The sequence below is a fragment of the Microbacterium sp. NPDC060117 genome (genome assembly GCF_042729315.1).
In the GTDB taxonomy this organism is placed as follows: Bacteria; Actinomycetota; Actinomycetes; order Actinomycetales; family Microbacteriaceae; genus Microbacterium.
The window spans coordinates 623,328-637,760 of sequence record NZ_JBHWXR010000004.1 but is presented as its reverse complement, the minus strand read 5'-3'; the positions used below and the strand labels follow the sequence as shown (position 1 = coordinate 637,760).

Genomic DNA, 14,433 nt, shown 5'->3' with positions numbered 1-14,433 from the left:
TCGCGCTCAAGGGGGGACGACGACGTGAGGGGTCAGTCCTTCGCGCCGGGCAGGCGGCAGACTCCGCCGATGCACAGTCCGGTGTCGTCCGCGTTGAGACCGGGGAGCAGGGACAGGCCGCCCGGAACGGCGCTCAGCGCCGGAAGCGCGGCGTCCGTGGGGGTCTGCTGCTCGGAATCGGCTGCGGTGGTCATCCCTCGATGCTACGCCCGTGCACGGCGGTGGGCGCCGTTGAGGCGTTCGCCCCATGTCCCGGGCCCGGCGCCCGGCGTAGTCTTCGCACGTGCGCCGGGTTCGCCGCCTGCGAGAACGCCCTGACGCGGATGCGAAGGAGTCTCCCATGATCATCAGCACTCCCCCGGCCGAAACCGCCGAAGGCCATGCCGCTGACATGTACGCGGAAGACGTCGCCGATGTGGGCTTCGTCTTCGCTCACACCCGGGTCATGGCGGTGAACCCCGAGGCGCATGAGGCCTTCATGGCGCTCATCCGCGCGATCGTGCCGTCCATCGGGGTGAGCGTGTACGAGGCGGCGACGCTCGGCGCCGCCCGCGCGATCGGATCCCCGCACTGTCTGCTCGCGCACGGACGCAAGGCGCTCCGCGCGGACGTCCTCACGAGCGACGGCCTCGAGGCGTTCGCCCGCCAGGACGACAGCGGCTTCTCCGTTGCCGAACAGGCCGTGGTGCAGTACGCGGCAAGGCTCTCCGTCGATCCGCGCGGCATGACCGATGCCGACACGCGCGCTCTGCGAGACGCCGGTTACGACGACCGTCAGATCGTGGACATCACGTTGGCCGCGGCGGCGCGCAACTACTTCAGCCGCGCGCTGCTCGCCCTCGCCGTGCCGACGGAGGAGGTTCCGGGACTGGATTCCGAGACGACCGCAGCTCTGCGCGCCGCGGCAGGCTGAGGCCGGTCGCACGCGATGCGCGCCCAGGTGGGAAGAACCTCCGAATCGGGTCGAATCGCCGCAGAGCGGTTGAGAGCTCGAGCCCGAAGGGGAATCGTGGCCCGGACACATGCCGTGACCTCGGCATGTCCGCAACCGGAAGGAGTGCCTCGTGCTCACCTTGACCGACAACGCCACCGCGCTGGTCACCACACTCGTCCGTCGTCGCACCGACACGGAGGGTGCGGGACTGCGCATCCACACGGCCGACACCCCGGGACAGGCGGGCGAACCCCGCCTCGCTGCCGACGTGGTCGTCTCGCCCGAGCCCGACGATCAGATCCTCGATCTGCCGGGCGCCCCGGTCTTCCTGGAAGGGGAGGCCGCCATCGTCCTGGACGACAAGGTCCTCGACGCGAACGTGAATGAGGAGGGCGCCGTGTCGTTCTCCCTGATGCCGAAGGTCGCCTGACCGGCAGGCCGCCTGACCCGCGACAACCGAATGGGCGCATCGCTCGGACCCTCCGTCCGGCCATGCGCCCATTCCGTTCTCGCCGCGTTCATGCAGAGCACGGCATGCGCACCCCTCTACGGTGGACGGATGCTCCGACGCCTCGCCGCCCGCCTGTTCTGGATGTTCAGCCGATGGACGCTCGCATCCGAGCCGGCCCCGACCCGCCCCACCGTGCTGATCGGCGCCCCGCACACCTCGAACTGGGACTTCGTGCTGATGCTCGGCATCGCCTGGCGGCTCGGCATCGACGTGCACTGGCTCGGTAAGAAGAGCCTGTTCCATGGCTGGCGCGGCCCGCTCATGCGCCGTCTCGGCGGCATTCCAGTGGATCGATCGGATCCCTCCCGCGTCGTCGATGAGGTCGTGGCGCAGGTGAACGGCGGTGCCGTGTTCGGATTGGTCGTCACACCCGACGGCACCCGCGGCGGCAATGCCTACTGGAAGAGCGGCTTCTATCGCATCGCCCGTGAGACCGGCATGCCGGTGACGCTCGGGTTCGTCGATCGCACCACCATGACGACCGGGCTCGGACCCACATTCGAGCTCACCGGCGATGTCGCGGCCGACATGGACCGGATCCGCGCGTTCTACGCCGACAAGGCGGGTGTGCGCCCCGAGCGCCGCACCGAACCGCGCCTGCGCGAGGAGCTCTCCGCGGTCACCCCAGTCCCGTGACGAGGTTGATGATCGTGCCGAGGATCAGCGCGCCGAACACGTAGGCGATCGTGGTCTGCGCGATGACGATGCGCCGGATGGCGTTGCGGGTGACGTTGGTGTCCGCCACCTGATACGTCATCCCGAGGCCGACCGAGAAGTACGCGAAGTCGGTGTATTCGGGATCCTCGTTCTGGTTGAAGATGATGCCGGCGGATCCGTCGTAATAGAGCTTCGCGTACCGCAGCATGTAATCGGTCTGGATCAGCCCCCACGAGGCGGCGACGCTGAGGACGGCGCTCCCCGCAAGGGCGAACTGGGTCCAGCCCTCCGCGTGGCGGGCCTGCAGCACGACGACCAGCACGGCCGCGATGCTGACGAAGCTCCCGATCACCGCGACCACCCGGGCGATGCGTCGACCGGGGTCCTCCTCGGTGGCATGCGAGCGCGTCTGTTCGGCGTTCATCGGCCATACGACGAGCAGGATCCACACGGTGCTGACGAGCGCCAGCGCACCCCAGGCCGCGAGCAGGCCGGCGGCCAGGCCCAGGAAGGGCGTGACGATGAACCCGACCGCGATTCCGACCAGGATCGCGACCGAGGTGCGCACGCGCCAGCGATGGCGCAGGGGAAGCGGGCTCACCTCGGAATGCTAACCCGCAGGCGAGCTCACGCCGTGGAGCGCTCGGGCTGGCAGTGCGGGCAGAGCTGTGCGGACGCGCCGGAGAAGACGTGGTCGACGATGGTCGTGCCGCAGACCGGGCAGGCTTCGCCGCCGCGCCCGTGCACGGCCATCGCGGCGACCTTGGCCTGCTTGAGCCGGTCGGGCGGCAGTCCCCGCCGATCGGCGAGCGCGCCCCGCAGCACGTCGACCGTGGCGTGGAAGAGCCGTTCCCGCTCCGCGTCGTCGAGCACCGCGGCATGCACCGCGGGTGAGATCTTCGCGCGGTGCAGGATCTCGTCGGAGTAGGCGTTGCCGATGCCCGCGAGCGATGTCTGCTCCTGCAGCAGCGCCTTGATCTGCTTGCGTCGCGTGCCGAGGGCGCGTTCGAACGCAACGCGGTCGAAGTCCGCGGCGAGCGGGTCCGATCCGAGCGCCGCGATGCCTGCGACGTCGTCAGGTGCGTCGACGACGTTGGCGGTCACCGCCAGGAAGTCACCCAGATCCACGATCTGCATCACGGCACCGTCATCGAGTGCGATCCGCGCGACCTCGGGGACGGGCTCATCGTTGCGCGGTGCGTCGGGCACCGACCAGCGGATCCAGCCGTTGCGCCCGAAGCCGATCATCAGCCAGCCCGCGTCGGTGTCGAAGCCGACGTGCTTGCCGAAGCGCTCCAGGCGCCGGATCCGTGCACCGACCAGCGCGCCGGGCGGGCGGTTGCGGGTCTTGACGATGCGGAACTCGCCGACATCCAGGTCGGTGATCGCACGACCGCGGATCCGCTCGTCGAGGAACTCGACCAGCGCCTGCACCTCCGGAGACTCGGGCATGCGCCCATCCTCGCACCGGGGTCGGACATCCGCGCGACGCGGCGGTCAGGCGAACGTGACCTCGTCGTGCCGCACCGCCGCGAATTCCTGCCCCGGGTAGCGGAGACCGGCGAAGTACATGTTCGTGTGGGCGATGATCTGCTCGCCGGAGATCGGGACCCCGTCGACGGTCGCGTCGACCGTGGTGTGCGCGTCGCGCACGAGCGTGACGTCGTAGCCGTCCGCGGCCGCACGCTGCGTCGTGGTGCGCACGCAGAAGTCGGACTGAGCGCCCGCGACGACCAGCCGGGTCGCGCCGTAACCGTCGAGCACCGCCCGCAGATCGGTCTCCGCGAACGCATCGCGGTAGCTCTTGCGCACGACGGGCTCATCGTCGGCGCGGACCAGCGGTGCGGCCAGCTCCCAGTCCGGCGTGCCCACGCCGACGGGGTCATGGTGCACCCACACGACGGGAATCCCTTCGTCGCGAGCCCGGCGCACGAGCGCCTCCGTCCGCGAGAGCACACCGCGCTCATCGAAGCAGCCGGGCATGACACCGGCCTGCATGTCGATCACGAGCAGGACGGTGCGGGCTTCCGTCCGCGCAACGGTGCCGGGCATCAGTCCCAGGCCAGGTAGTCCTCGATCGCGAACGCGGTGTCGACCGGGTCGCTCACGGGGAACAGATGCCCGCCGCCCTCGATCGTCACGACGCTAGCGCGCTCGACCGCGGATGCGCGCAGCTTCTCGCCGTTCGCCGGGGGCATGACGTCGTCCGCGGATCCCTGGATGATGAGGATCGGCACGGACGGTGCGATCGGCACGTCGACGTCTTCGACGCCCAGCAGCAGCACGCCGAGGGCGCGGTCCGTGCGCTTCGCGGAGAGTGCGCGGGCGACCGTGCCACCCACGCCGTGGCCGCCGATCCAGGTGGCGCCGATGCCGACGTGGTCCATCACGTCGCTCGCGTCCTGAACGCGCTCTTCCAGCGTCGCGGCGTCGTCGGCACGACTGCCGATCCGGAGCACCCGGATCCCTTCACCGGCGAGGATGTGCGCCACCGAACCGAGCGCGCCGCCCTCCAGGCCACGCCCCGGGATCAGCACCAGAACGGGTCCGTCGCCCTCCGACATCTCGTCGACGTAGGGGATCGCGCGGCCATCGGGTTCGAAGATGCTGTTGTTCTCGGTAGTCACCGAGCCATCGTATCGAGTCTCCCCGAGGCTCCTCCTGCGGCGTAGCATCGCGGAAGGCGCGGGGACCGACGAGGAGCGACGATGAGCCAGTACATCATCTACTTCAACCAGCAGTGGGTCGGCGAGCACAGCGACGAATGGTTCGCCGAGCGCGGCGCACTCTGCAACGCCGTCGTGTCGGACATGCGTGACAGCGGAGTCCTCGTGTTCGCGGGAGGAGTGCACGAGGACATGGATGCCGCCTTCACCGCCGATGCCTCCAGCGGCACGCCAGTGATCGCTCAGGGGCAGTTCGCGCCGAAGGAGCAGTACATCGGCGGCCTCACGATCATCGACGTGGCCGATGACGATGCTGCGAAGCTCTGGGCCGGCAGGATCGCCTTGGCCTGCGGCTGGCCGCAAGAGGTCCGACAGGTCAGCTGACCTGGTCCCCCTCATCGGGCTCGGCGCGGAGCAGATCGGCGATCTCCTCCTCAGGACGAGGCGCGATGTTCTCGTCCGCCTCGAGCTCGGGGATCGACGGCTCACCGGGCTCCGGGACATGCGGACTCGTGGAGCGCTCCTCGTTGTCAGCCATGGCGGCGTCTCCTCTCGACGACATCGCCAGCCTACGAGCGCGCGCGCGGATGCGACAGGTCGACGCGGGCCCGTACGCTGGGTAGCGCCGCGACCCGTGCGCGAAAGGAACGGCATTCCATGAACATCACCCAGCTTCGGCGGTTCGTCGCCGTCGCGGAGGAACTGCATTTCCCACGTGCGGCAGCCGGACTCGGGATCTCCCTCGCCGCCCTGTACTCATCGATCGAGAAGCTCGAGGAAGAGGTCGGGCACCCGCTCGTCACCCGCGGCGGAGCCACCCGTCTGACCAGTGCCGGGCTTCTCCTGCTGCCGGAGGCGCGCGACAGGATCGCCGCAGCTCCACCGGTTCAGCGCACGTCGGACAAGCCCACTGGCGGCAAGGCCAAGGCGTCCAAGGGGAAGGGTCGCGCCCCGGTGGTGAAGGGGCAGCCCAAGCCCTACAAGAAGCGCCAGGGCCGCTGATCCGGACCCGGTACCGGCGACACGGACGGTGTTGCTGACGGTATTGACCACTTCGAGCGCATCCGCATCGCTGAATCCGCGGCGGATCCAGGTGTAAGAGGTCGATGGGATGCCGCGTGCCGGCCGTGCCCGTGAACCGGCCGGTCGATGTCAGGGGCGCCTCGTATCCTCGGATGCATGGCCACCCTCGACGATCTGCGTGCCGTGGCCGCGCGGCTCCCCGGCAGTGAGGAGCGGGCGACGACGGGCGGTGCGGCGTGGTTCGTGCGGAACAAGCTGTACGCGTGGGAGTGCCACCCGTGGCCGAGCATCCCTGACCAGGTCCGCGCGATCATCGCATCGGAACTGGTGGTCGGAGTGAAGATCGCCGACGCAGACGACGCGCTCGCCCTCCGCGAGATGGAGCCCAGCGTCTTCCTTCCGGCGACGACCCGCTGGGGCGAGCCCAAGATCGCGTTCCGCATGGCGGCGATCGACCCCGAGCACTTCACCGAGCTCGTGACCGAGGCATGGCGGGTGCAGGCACCGAATTACCTGCGCCGCGAGTTCGATGCGTCGACGACGCGCAGAAGCGGCGGCTCTGGCAGCGCATGACACCGCTCGTGGACGTGTACGACACGCTCCCGCCAGAGCGAGGTCCTCGACGGCTTCGCTTCAAGACCTGCCCGAGCCCCGATCGACCCCGGCTTCCGGACGCGTCCGCTCGGGTCCGTCCGGACGAAGCGTCAGACGTTGAAGCGGAACTCCACGACGTCGCCGTCCTGCATGACGTAGTCCTTGCCTTCCAGGCGCGCCTTGCCCTTCGAACGGGCCTCGACGACGGATCCGGTCGCGACGAGGTCCTCGAACGAGATGACCTCGGCCTTGATGAAGCCCTTCTCGAAGTCGGTGTGGATCACGCCGGCGGCCTGCGGGGCCTTGTCGCCCTTGTGGATCGTCCAGGCGCGGGCTTCCTTCGGACCGGCCGTGAGGTAGGTCTGCAGGCCGAGGGTGTCGAAGCCGATGCGGGCGAGCTGGTCGAGACCCGACTCGTCCTGACCGGTGGAGGCGAGGAGCTCCGCGGCATCCTCCGGATCCAGGTCGATGAGCTCCGACTCGATCTTCGCGTCCAGGAAGATCGCCTGCGCCGGGGCGACGAGGGCGGCGAGCTCAGCCTTGCGGGCGTCGTCGGTCAGCACGGCCTCGTCGACGTTGAAGACGAAGATCACGGGCTTGGAGGTCAGCAGGCCGAGCTCCTTGATCGGGGCGAGGTCGATGCCGCTCGTGGAGAGCAGCTGCCCGCGCTCGAGCGCGTCCTTGGCGGCGTTCGCGGCCTCGAGCACCGAGGCATCGGTCTTGCGGCCGCGCACCTCCTTCTCGATCCGCACGATCGCCTTCTCGAGCGTCTGCAGGTCGGCGAGCATGAGCTCGGCGTTGATCGTCTCGAGGTCGTTCTTCGGGTCGATCGCGCCCTCGACGTGCACCACATCGTCGTCGGCGAAGCCGCGCACGACCTGCGCGATCGCGTCGGCCTCGCGGATGTTCGCGAGGAACTGGTTACCCAGCCCCTCCCCCTCGCTCGCGCCGCGCACGATGCCCGCGATGTCGACGAACGACACCGTCGCGGGCAGGATCCGCTCGCTGCCGAAGATCTCGGCGAGCGTGTTCAGCCGCACGTCGGGCAGGTTCACCACACCGACGTTCGGCTCGATCGTCGCGAACGGGTAGTTCGCCGCGAGCACGTCGTTCTTGGTGAGGGCGTTGAAGAGGGTGGACTTGCCGACGTTGGGCAGTCCTACGATTCCGATGGTGAGAGCCACGGGGTACGAGTCTACCGGGGCTCGCGCCGGCTCAGGATCCGCGGATCGCGCGATAGGCGGCGGTGACGTACGGCATCGACAGCGTCGTGCCCTCGACGAGCCCGAGCTCGTCGAACAGCTCGTCCATGGCGGCGGCGATCCGCGCCTTCTCCGCATCGGACGACGTGATGATGAGGCTGCGCGAGCTGGCCATCGCATGCAGCTCGGCGCGCGTCATGTCCCGGGTCCACTCCCAGCGCCGCTCCTCGAGGGGGCCGAACGGCGCGGCAACGCGCACGGCGTTCTCGCCGATCATCTCCTCCGCCGCGCTGCCGCCCATGATCGCGGTCAACCGGCGCACCCATTCGGTCCGGTCGTCCCGGACGTTCCAGATCAGCCCGAGCGCACCACCCGGGCGCATCACACGGCCGATCTCGGCGGACGCCGCGACCGGATCCACCCAGTGCCAGGCCTGGCCGAGCGTGGCGGCGTCGACGCTCGCGTCGGCCAGAGGCAGCGACTCCGCGGTGCCGCCCACCGTCTCGACGCCGGGCGTCTTCTCGCGCAGCGCCTCCAGCATCTGCGGATCCGGATCCACGGCGACGACGCTCGTGCCGCCGAGGGCGAGCACGGCACGGGTGAGCTTGCCGGTGCCCGCACCGATGTCGACAACCGCCTTCTCGGTGCCCGACAGCGGTTCCAAGAGCCAGGCGACCGCGTCCGACCGGTACTCCGGACGCCCCTTCTCGTAGCTGCCCGTCTCGGATCCGAAGCTCGTCGCACGTTCCACCATGCTTCGAGACTACGCCCGCCGATCTGCACCGCCTCGGCGCGCCTGAGCGGTCCCGGCTCCTCGGCGGCGGATGGTGGATGCGTGGCCCTGGACTTCACCGCGATCGACTTCGAGACGGCGAACTCCTCCCCTGCTTCCGCTTGCGCAGTCGGCCTGGTGCGCGTGCGCGACGGCATCGTCGTCGCACAGAGCGGCTGGCTGATCCGCCCGCCGGCCGGGCACGACGACTTCCAGGAATGGAACGTTCGGATCCATGGCATCCAGCCGCACGAGGTCGTGGACGCGGACGGCTGGAGCGAACAGCTCGACCGGCTCTGCGCATTCGCCGGTGCCGACGTGCTCGTCGCGCACAACGCGGGCTTCGACCTGAACGTGATCCGTCGTGCCTGCGAGGCCACCGGCGACGAGTGCCCGCCGTACCGGTCGCTGTGCAGTCTGAGCGTGGCGCGCAAGGTGTACGACCTCGACTCCTACAAGCTCCCGGTCGCCGCGGCCGCCGCCGGCTTCGGGGCGTTCCCGCACCACGACGCCCTGGCCGATGCACGGGCGTGCGCGCAGATCGTGATCGACGCCGCCCGGCGCACGGCATCGGGCACCGTGCAGCAGCTCGCCGAGGCGATCGGCGTGCGTCTCGGCGACCCCCTCGCTCCGGCGGCGCCCTCCAAGGTGCGCGCCGCGGCCTGACGCCGTTCCGGGCTGCCTTCCGGCCCACTACGGCCGCGCTCCCCGGCGATGTCGGCGGCCCCGCCCATGATGGACGCATGGACGCGCTCGCACTGCTCATCGCCGCACTCACCGCCGTGGCGGGCCTTGCGGTCGGCTGGTTCCTCGGCCGCAACCGCGGCGCGGCCGACCTCGCGCGCTCCGATGCCGAGCTCTCGGTCGTGCGCGAGGACCGCGACCGTCAGCACGACCTGTACCGCGATGCCGTCGAGCACGCCCGCCGCGAGCAGCACGACGCCGCGGAGCGCGTACGGCAGGAGAACGCCGTGCTCACCGCGCTCGCCCCGGTGCGGGAGAGCCTGCACCGGATGCAGCAGACCGTAACCGTGCTGGAGCGCGAGCGCCAGACGCAGTTCGGACAGCTGAGCGAGCAGCTCCGCCGCTCCGAGGAGAACGGCGAGGCGCTGCGCTCCACGACCGAGTCCCTGGCCGGCGCGCTGCGCTCGACCTCCGCACGCGGCGTGTGGGGCGAGACGCAGCTGCGCCGCGTGGTGGAGGCCGCCGGCCTCACCCGGCACGTCGACTTCGACCTGCAGGCCACGATCCACTCCGATGCGGGCCATGGCCGCCCCGACATGGTGATCCGTCTCGCCGGCGGCGCGTCGATCGCCGTGGACGCCAAGGCGCCGCTCGACGCATTCCTGGCGGCGGGCGCTCTCTCCTCCGAGGACCCGCAGCGGCGCTCGCTCATGCAGCAGCACGTCAAGGCCGTGCGCGCGCACGTCGACGCGCTCGCGAAGAAGGCCTACTGGTCGGGGCTCGACGTGAGCCCCGAGTTCGTCATCTGCTTCCTGCCCAGCGAGTCGCTGCTGTCGGCCGCGCTCGACGAGGACCCGGCCCTGCTCGACTACGCATTCGGCAAGCGAGTGGCGCTGGCCACCCCGGTGAACCTGTGGGCCGTGCTGAAGACGGTCGCGTACACCTGGAAGCAGCAGGAGCTGTCGGCCGAGGCGGCCGTGCTCCTCGATCTCGGCACGCAGCTGTACGACCGGCTCGGCGTGCTCGCCGGCCATGCCGACGACCTGCGTCGTGCACTCGAGCGCACCGTGGACAGCTACAACCGCTTCGCCGGATCCCTGGAGAGCCGGGTGCTCGTGACGGCCCGCCGCTTCCCCGGCGTCGATGCTGACGCGCTCACGGCGCCTCCGACGCTGACCAGCGCCACGCGACGGTTCACCGCCGATGAGCTGGTGTCATCCGCCGACGAGGATCAGGTCGAGGGGATCCGCGCGGACCTCGGCGAGCTGCGGGGCCGTCTGAGCGAAGACGCCGACGCCGCGCTGATCGATCAGGACGGAGGTCGCCCCGGGCACGACGATCGGCGCGAGGCTGAGGATGAGGTCAGGCGCTCCCGGGAACAGCGCTGAGCAGGAAGACCACGGTGGCGGAGAAGAGCACGAAGGCCCCGACCATCCACCAGGCGCTGATCTCGTGGCCCTCCTCGCGGCGGACGCGGAACAGCACATCGGTGCGGCGAGCGGCGTCCATCTCGACGATCTTGACCGATCCGGTGTCGGTGACCGTCTCCTGGCGGTAGATGTTCTCCGCAGCCATCGTCCACGCTCCCCTGCTCCGCATTCCGAACCGCGCTGAATGCGCCGTGCACGCCGGTCGGCGCCCCTCCATTGTGACAGGTGCGGCCGGGAAGACGCGGAATGCGATCAGGTCGTTATCGCACCGGGCTCGCTCAGGACCCCGGTGCGACGGCGAATCCCGCTCAGAGCCACTTGGAGACGAGGTGCTCCGAGGCGATCCGGCGCAGGGTGCCGGAGGCGCTGCGCAGCACGACGCTCTCCGTGTAGAGATAGTCGCCCTCGCGCCGGACGCCGGCGACGAGCTGACCATCGGTCACACCGGTCGCCACGAAGATCGTGTTGTTGCCGCTCACCAGGTCGTCGGCCTCGTAGACCTTGTCCATGTCGAGCCCGGCGTCGACGCCGCGCTGGCGCTCGTCGTCGTCGCGCGGCCACAGCCGGCCCTGGATGTGCCCGCCGAGCGCCTTGATCGCGCACGCCGTCACGATGCCCTCCGGGCTGCCGCCCACACCGATGCACATGTCGGTGCGCGCGCCGTGCCGGGCCGCGTTGATGCCGCCGGCGACGTCGCCGTCGCTCATCAGGCGGGTGCCCGCTCCGGCATCCCGGATCTCCTGGATGAGCTTCGCGTGACGCGGACGGTTCAGCACCGAGACCACGATCTCCTCGACCGGCTTGCCGAGGGATCCGGCGAGGCGCTTGATGTTCTCCGCGACGGGGAGGCGGATGTCGACGACGCCGACACCGGCCGGCCCCGTGACGAGCTTGTCCATGTAGAAGACGCTCGAGGCGTCGAGCATCGTGCCGCGGTCGGACACGGCGATGACGGAGACCGCGTTCTGCCGGCCGTCGGCGGTGAGCGTGGTGCCGTCGATCGGGTCCACGGCGATGTCGTACTGCTGCGCCCATTCGACGCCGCTGCCGACGTGCTCCCCGTTGAAGAGCATCGGGGCGTTGTCCTTCTCACCCTCGCCGATCACCACAAGACCATCGAAGTCGACCGTTCCGAGGAAGGCGCGCATCGCATCGACGGCAGCGCCGTCAGCCGCCTCCTTCGCACCGCGTCCGATGAACGGGACGGCGCGGATCGCCGCGGCCTCCGTCGCACGGACGAGCTCCAGTGCGAGGTTGCGGTCGGGGCTGAGGGGGCTGAGATCGGCTGTGAGGCTCACCATGCCCCCAGCGTAGGGGCGGGCGGGTTACGGATCCGCAGATTTCTGCGCAGGGAAAGCGAAAGATACGCCCTTCTTTACCAGGGTGAAGATCCGCCCTCCCGAGCCCGCCGTCACGCGCTCTGAATCGCCGATCCTGCGGCGCTAGAGTGGCACCGACCCCCGTCATCCAGCACAGGAGATGCCATGCCCGTTGCCACCCCGGATCAGTACGCCGAGATGCTCGACCGCGCGAAGGCGGGCGGCTTCGCCTACCCGGCGTTCAACGTCTCCAGCTCGCAGACCATCCACGCCGTGCTGCAGGGTCTGACCGAAGCCGGATCCGACGGCATCATCCAGGTCACCACCGGCGGCGCCGACTACTTCGCCGGCCAGACCGTCAAGGCCCGCGCCACCGGCGCCCTCGCCTTCGCGAAGTTCGCCACCGAGGTCGCCAAGTCCTACCCGGTCACCGTCGCGCTGCACACCGACCACTGCCCGAAGGACGCGCTCGCCGGCTTCGTGGAGCCGCTCATCGCCGCCTCCGAGGAAGAGGTGCGCGCCGGGCGCAACCCGATCTTCCAGTCGCACATGTGGGACGGCTCGGCCGTGCCGCTCGCGGAGAACATCGAGATCGCGAAGGATCTCCTCCCCCGCATGAAGGCGATCAACGCGATCCTCGAGGTCGAGATCGGCGTCGTCGGCGGCGAGGAGGACGGCGTCGCGCACGAGGGCTCGAACGAGGCGCTCTACACGACCTTCGCCGACGTCGACCAGGCCGTGCAGGCGCTCGGCCTCGGCGAGCAGGGCCGCTACATCGCCGCACTCACCTTCGGCAACGTGCACGGCGTGTACAAGCCGGGCGGCGTGAAGCTGCGCCCCGAGCTGCTCGGCGAGATCCAGCAGCAGGTCGCCGCGAAGTACGGCACGGGCGCCAAGCCGCTCGACCTCGTCTTCCACGGCGGATCCGGTTCCACCGACGCCGAGATCGCCCTCGCGGTCGCGAACGGCGTCGTGAAGATGAACATCGACACCGACACCCAGTACGCGTTCACCCGCTCGATCGCCGGCTACATGTTCAGCAACTACGACGGCGTCCTGAAGGTCGACGGCGAGGTCGGGAACAAGAAGGTCTACGACCCGCGCGCCTGGGGCAAGGTCGCCGAGACGGCGATGGCGCAGCGCGTCATCGAGTCGACCCGCCAGCTCGGCTCGTACGGCCAGTCGAAGAGCTGACGACCAGCACCGTCCAAGAGCTGACCGCGCCTCAGCACAGTCCAGGAGCGTCGCCGGGATCCGTCCCTGCGGCGCTCCTGTCGTCTGCGGATCAGCCGCCGATGTCGTGGCGAAGGATGACAGCTCCCGCCGCGGTGCGGATCTCCACCGACCGGATGTCCTTCAGCGCTGCCGCCGTCCCCGCCGATAGCGTCGCCGTGCGCCCCGGCTCCGCTTTCCAGGTCGACAGATCCGTCGTCGTTCCGTCGCGACCCACGACGGTGAGCACGTACGTCCACCCGGCGTCGGGAGCATCCGCCGCGTACAGGCACGCCATGTCGATCTTCGTCCCCCAGGCGACCGGCGTCAGCGACACGGTGGCGCTCACCGGCACCGTCGTGGCCCCCTCCAGCGCGACCTCGACCGCAGGGCGAGGGGCGAGGGCGGCGATCGTGACCGGCACGGCGACGGCGAGCGCCGCCGCGATGCCGACACCTGTCCACAGCGCACGACGCCGGGAGCGTCTGCGGGCGCGGGCGATCGACAGCAGCTTCGGCCCGGCTGCGTCCGCGTGCTCCACGCCGATGCGGGCCGCGTCATCGGCGTGCACTCGGGACAGCAGCCCCACGGCGGGCACGAGGTCCGCGACCGCTTCCCGGCATTCGGCACAGCCCGCGAGGTGCGCTTCGTACCGCGCTCGGTCCGCGGCGGACAGCGCGCCCATGACATAGGCGGCGTCCCACATCGCGAACGGATCCGCGCTCACCGGATCACCCCTCTCTCCTGCAGTGCGAGCCGCAGGGCCCGCAGTCCGTAGTGCATCCTCGATTTCACCGTGCCCCCCGGGATCCCCTGCTCGGTCGCGATCTCCGCGACGCTGCGCCCCCCGTAATAGGCCGCGACGATCACGGCACGGTGCTCGGGGCTGAGGTCGGCGAGCGCGTCCTCGATGAGGATCGCGTCGAACAACCGGTCCGTGACATCGCCGGAGGCCCGCTCGGGAAGCTCGGCGACAGGATGCTCGTGTCGGCGCCGGGCGCTGCGCGCCTCGTCGATGACGAGGTGCCGGGCGACGGTGAACATCCAGGCCCGCGTCGTCGTCACCTCCTGTTCCAGGATCCGCGGCGTGCGCCAGGCGCGCAGCAGCGTCTCCTGCACGACGTCGTCCGCCGAGGCGCTGCTTCCCGTGAGATGCACGACGTAACGACGGATCGGCCCTGCGTGCACGTCGTAGAGCGCGGTCAGCCGCTCGTCGTCGTCATCCACAGTCGCCTCCTCAGTGGGAAACGAGGCGCGGGCCCCGAAGGTTCACCGGCAGGAGGATCCCGGATCCGACCGCGTGCGGACCTGGATCCCCGACCTGTCGTCCTCTCAGTATGGCCGCGTTCCCCGCACCGGATCCGGCCGCCGGATCATCCGCTCGGCGACGCGGGAAGTAGCCGATCGGCTGATGTGGGCGATGCGCCCA

21 protein-coding genes are annotated in these 14,433 nt (G+C 70.0%); 9 read left to right on the top strand and 12 right to left on the bottom strand.

Annotated features, from left to right (window positions below):
* Positions 1-32 precede the first annotated feature (32 nt).
* Entirely contained in the window at positions 33-194 is a 162-nt protein-coding gene (locus tag ACFWCK_RS18630; RefSeq protein WP_233312028.1) for a hypothetical protein, read from the bottom strand.
* Between the two features lie 146 nt (positions 195-340).
* On the opposite strand from ACFWCK_RS18630, the gene ACFWCK_RS18625 reads away from it, so the two are divergent.
* The 3 genes from ACFWCK_RS18625 to ACFWCK_RS18615 all read left to right on the top strand — a co-directional run bounded on the left by ACFWCK_RS18625 (position 341) and on the right by ACFWCK_RS18615 (position 2,081).
* On the top strand, positions 341-913 hold the full coding sequence (locus ACFWCK_RS18625) for a carboxymuconolactone decarboxylase family protein (protein ID WP_378807280.1): 573 nt from the start codon (positions 341-343) through the stop codon (positions 911-913).
* Positions 914-1,064: 151 nt separating this feature from the next.
* Positions 1,065-1,364: a Fe-S cluster assembly protein HesB gene (locus ACFWCK_RS18620; RefSeq protein ID WP_378807279.1), complete on the top strand. Its 300-nt coding sequence runs from the start codon at positions 1,065-1,067 to the stop codon at positions 1,362-1,364.
* Positions 1,365-1,493: 129 nt separating this feature from the next.
* Positions 1,494-2,081: a 1-acyl-sn-glycerol-3-phosphate acyltransferase gene (locus tag ACFWCK_RS18615; protein ID WP_378807278.1), complete on the top strand. Its 588-nt coding sequence runs from the start codon at positions 1,494-1,496 to the stop codon at positions 2,079-2,081.
* Here ACFWCK_RS18615 and ACFWCK_RS18610 read toward each other — a convergent pair.
* The 4 genes from ACFWCK_RS18610 to ACFWCK_RS18595 are packed head-to-tail and all read right to left on the bottom strand — an operon-like array spanning position 2,065 to position 4,729.
* A complete protein-coding gene (locus ACFWCK_RS18610; RefSeq protein ID WP_378807277.1) occupies positions 2,065-2,703 on the bottom strand; it encodes a DUF1345 domain-containing protein in 639 nt (212 codons plus the stop codon). The genes ACFWCK_RS18615 and ACFWCK_RS18610 overlap by 17 nt on opposite strands.
* Before the next feature lie 26 nt (positions 2,704-2,729).
* On the bottom strand, positions 2,730-3,554 hold the full coding sequence (locus ACFWCK_RS18605; protein WP_378807275.1) for a DNA-formamidopyrimidine glycosylase family protein: 825 nt from the start codon (positions 3,552-3,554) through the stop codon (positions 2,730-2,732).
* A gap of 45 nt (positions 3,555-3,599) precedes the next feature.
* Complete coding sequence (locus ACFWCK_RS18600) at positions 3,600-4,154, bottom strand: cysteine hydrolase family protein (protein WP_378807274.1); 555 nt, start codon at positions 4,152-4,154, stop codon at positions 3,600-3,602.
* A complete protein-coding gene (locus ACFWCK_RS18595) occupies positions 4,154-4,729 on the bottom strand; it encodes an alpha/beta fold hydrolase (RefSeq protein WP_233312040.1) in 576 nt (191 codons plus the stop codon). Before ACFWCK_RS18595 ends, ACFWCK_RS18600 begins: the two co-directional genes overlap by 1 nt.
* Before the next feature lie 81 nt (positions 4,730-4,810).
* On the opposite strand from ACFWCK_RS18595, the gene ACFWCK_RS18590 reads away from it, so the two are divergent.
* Positions 4,811-5,152, top strand: a complete 342-nt coding sequence (locus ACFWCK_RS18590) for a YciI family protein (protein ID WP_378807273.1) — start codon at positions 4,811-4,813, stop codon at positions 5,150-5,152.
* Here ACFWCK_RS18590 and ACFWCK_RS18585 read toward each other — a convergent pair.
* Positions 5,145-5,306 (bottom strand): hypothetical protein, encoded by a 162-nt coding sequence (locus ACFWCK_RS18585; protein WP_233312044.1) that lies wholly within the window; start codon positions 5,304-5,306, stop codon positions 5,145-5,147. The genes ACFWCK_RS18590 and ACFWCK_RS18585 overlap by 8 nt on opposite strands.
* Positions 5,307-5,425: 119 nt before the next feature.
* On the opposite strand from ACFWCK_RS18585, the gene ACFWCK_RS18580 reads away from it, so the two are divergent.
* The gene (locus ACFWCK_RS18580; RefSeq protein ID WP_378807272.1) at positions 5,426-5,770 is read left to right on the top strand and encodes a LysR family transcriptional regulator; all 345 of its coding nucleotides are present in this window, start codon (positions 5,426-5,428) and stop codon (positions 5,768-5,770) included.
* 177 nt (positions 5,771-5,947) lie between these two features.
* Positions 5,948-6,364 carry an MmcQ/YjbR family DNA-binding protein gene (locus ACFWCK_RS18575; RefSeq protein ID WP_378807271.1) on the top strand — a complete coding sequence of 139 codons (417 nt, stop codon included), beginning with the start codon at positions 5,948-5,950 and terminating at the stop codon, positions 6,362-6,364.
* A 131-nt stretch (positions 6,365-6,495) separates the two neighbouring features.
* On the opposite strand, the gene ychF is transcribed toward ACFWCK_RS18575, so the two are convergent.
* Together ychF and ACFWCK_RS18565 are read right to left on the bottom strand one after the other, a co-directional pair.
* Positions 6,496-7,569 carry a redox-regulated ATPase YchF gene (gene ychF, locus ACFWCK_RS18570; protein WP_233312053.1) on the bottom strand — a complete coding sequence of 358 codons (1,074 nt, stop codon included), beginning with the start codon at positions 7,567-7,569 and terminating at the stop codon, positions 6,496-6,498.
* Positions 7,570-7,600: 31 nt separating this feature from the next.
* Positions 7,601-8,341, bottom strand: coding sequence for a class I SAM-dependent methyltransferase (locus tag ACFWCK_RS18565; RefSeq protein WP_378807270.1), 741 nt, complete (start codon positions 8,339-8,341; stop codon positions 7,601-7,603).
* An 81-nt stretch (positions 8,342-8,422) separates the two neighbouring features.
* Between ACFWCK_RS18565 and ACFWCK_RS18560 the strand changes: the two genes are divergently transcribed.
* Together ACFWCK_RS18560 and ACFWCK_RS18555 are read left to right on the top strand one after the other, a co-directional pair.
* Positions 8,423-9,025 (top strand): 3'-5' exonuclease, encoded by a 603-nt coding sequence (locus ACFWCK_RS18560; protein WP_378807269.1) that lies wholly within the window; start codon positions 8,423-8,425, stop codon positions 9,023-9,025.
* A 77-nt stretch (positions 9,026-9,102) separates the two neighbouring features.
* A complete protein-coding gene (locus ACFWCK_RS18555) occupies positions 9,103-10,431 on the top strand; it encodes a DNA recombination protein RmuC (protein ID WP_378807268.1) in 1,329 nt (442 codons plus the stop codon).
* On the opposite strand, the gene ACFWCK_RS18550 is transcribed toward ACFWCK_RS18555, so the two are convergent.
* Together ACFWCK_RS18550 and glpX are read right to left on the bottom strand one after the other, a co-directional pair.
* Positions 10,406-10,618 carry a UDP-N-acetylmuramyl pentapeptide phosphotransferase gene (locus tag ACFWCK_RS18550; RefSeq protein WP_233312059.1) on the bottom strand — a complete coding sequence of 71 codons (213 nt, stop codon included), beginning with the start codon at positions 10,616-10,618 and terminating at the stop codon, positions 10,406-10,408. The genes ACFWCK_RS18555 and ACFWCK_RS18550 overlap by 26 nt on opposite strands.
* A 163-nt stretch (positions 10,619-10,781) precedes the next feature.
* A complete protein-coding gene (glpX, locus tag ACFWCK_RS18545; RefSeq protein WP_378807267.1) occupies positions 10,782-11,774 on the bottom strand; it encodes a class II fructose-bisphosphatase in 993 nt (330 codons plus the stop codon).
* A gap of 183 nt (positions 11,775-11,957) precedes the next feature.
* Here glpX and fbaA point away from each other — a divergent pair, with 183 nt between their 5' ends.
* The gene (fbaA, locus tag ACFWCK_RS18540) at positions 11,958-12,986 is read left to right on the top strand and encodes a class II fructose-bisphosphate aldolase (RefSeq protein WP_233312062.1); all 1,029 of its coding nucleotides are present in this window, start codon (positions 11,958-11,960) and stop codon (positions 12,984-12,986) included.
* Between the two features lie 91 nt (positions 12,987-13,077).
* Here fbaA and ACFWCK_RS18535 read toward each other — a convergent pair whose 3' ends face one another.
* Together ACFWCK_RS18535 and ACFWCK_RS18530 are read right to left on the bottom strand one after the other, a co-directional pair.
* Positions 13,078-13,731: a zf-HC2 domain-containing protein gene (locus tag ACFWCK_RS18535; protein WP_378807266.1), complete on the bottom strand. Its 654-nt coding sequence runs from the start codon at positions 13,729-13,731 to the stop codon at positions 13,078-13,080.
* Entirely contained in the window at positions 13,728-14,231 is a 504-nt protein-coding gene (locus tag ACFWCK_RS18530) for a sigma-70 family RNA polymerase sigma factor (protein WP_233312066.1), read from the bottom strand. The genes ACFWCK_RS18535 and ACFWCK_RS18530 overlap by 4 nt, the downstream gene beginning before the upstream one ends.
* Between the last annotated feature and the right edge of the window lie 202 nt (positions 14,232-14,433).

Excerpts from the sequence above, each read along its gene's own strand:
- ACFWCK_RS18630 (WP_233312028.1), bottom strand. The coding sequence starts at position 194 with ATGACCACCGCAGCCGATTCCGAGCAGCAGACCCCCACGGACGCCGCG.
- ACFWCK_RS18625 (WP_378807280.1), top strand. The coding sequence starts at position 341 with ATGATCATCAGCACTCCCCCGGCCGAAACCGCCGAAGGCCATGCCGCT.
- ACFWCK_RS18615 (WP_378807278.1), top strand. The coding sequence starts at position 1,494 with ATGCTCCGACGCCTCGCCGCCCGCCTGTTCTGGATGTTCAGCCGATGG.
- ACFWCK_RS18605 (WP_378807275.1), bottom strand. The coding sequence starts at position 3,554 with ATGCCCGAGTCTCCGGAGGTGCAGGCGCTGGTCGAGTTCCTCGACGAG.
- ACFWCK_RS18600 (WP_378807274.1), bottom strand. The coding sequence starts at position 4,154 with ATGCCCGGCACCGTTGCGCGGACGGAAGCCCGCACCGTCCTGCTCGTG.
- ACFWCK_RS18590 (WP_378807273.1), top strand. The coding sequence starts at position 4,811 with ATGAGCCAGTACATCATCTACTTCAACCAGCAGTGGGTCGGCGAGCAC.
- ACFWCK_RS18585 (WP_233312044.1), bottom strand. The coding sequence starts at position 5,306 with ATGGCTGACAACGAGGAGCGCTCCACGAGTCCGCATGTCCCGGAGCCC.
- ACFWCK_RS18580 (WP_378807272.1), top strand. The coding sequence starts at position 5,426 with ATGAACATCACCCAGCTTCGGCGGTTCGTCGCCGTCGCGGAGGAACTG.
- ACFWCK_RS18575 (WP_378807271.1), top strand. The coding sequence starts at position 5,948 with ATGGCCACCCTCGACGATCTGCGTGCCGTGGCCGCGCGGCTCCCCGGC.
- ACFWCK_RS18565 (WP_378807270.1), bottom strand. The coding sequence starts at position 8,341 with ATGGTGGAACGTGCGACGAGCTTCGGATCCGAGACGGGCAGCTACGAG.
- ACFWCK_RS18555 (WP_378807268.1), top strand. The coding sequence starts at position 9,103 with ATGGACGCGCTCGCACTGCTCATCGCCGCACTCACCGCCGTGGCGGGC.
- ACFWCK_RS18550 (WP_233312059.1), bottom strand. The coding sequence starts at position 10,618 with ATGGCTGCGGAGAACATCTACCGCCAGGAGACGGTCACCGACACCGGA.
- glpX (WP_378807267.1), bottom strand. The coding sequence starts at position 11,774 with ATGGTGAGCCTCACAGCCGATCTCAGCCCCCTCAGCCCCGACCGCAAC.
- fbaA (WP_233312062.1), top strand. The coding sequence starts at position 11,958 with ATGCCCGTTGCCACCCCGGATCAGTACGCCGAGATGCTCGACCGCGCG.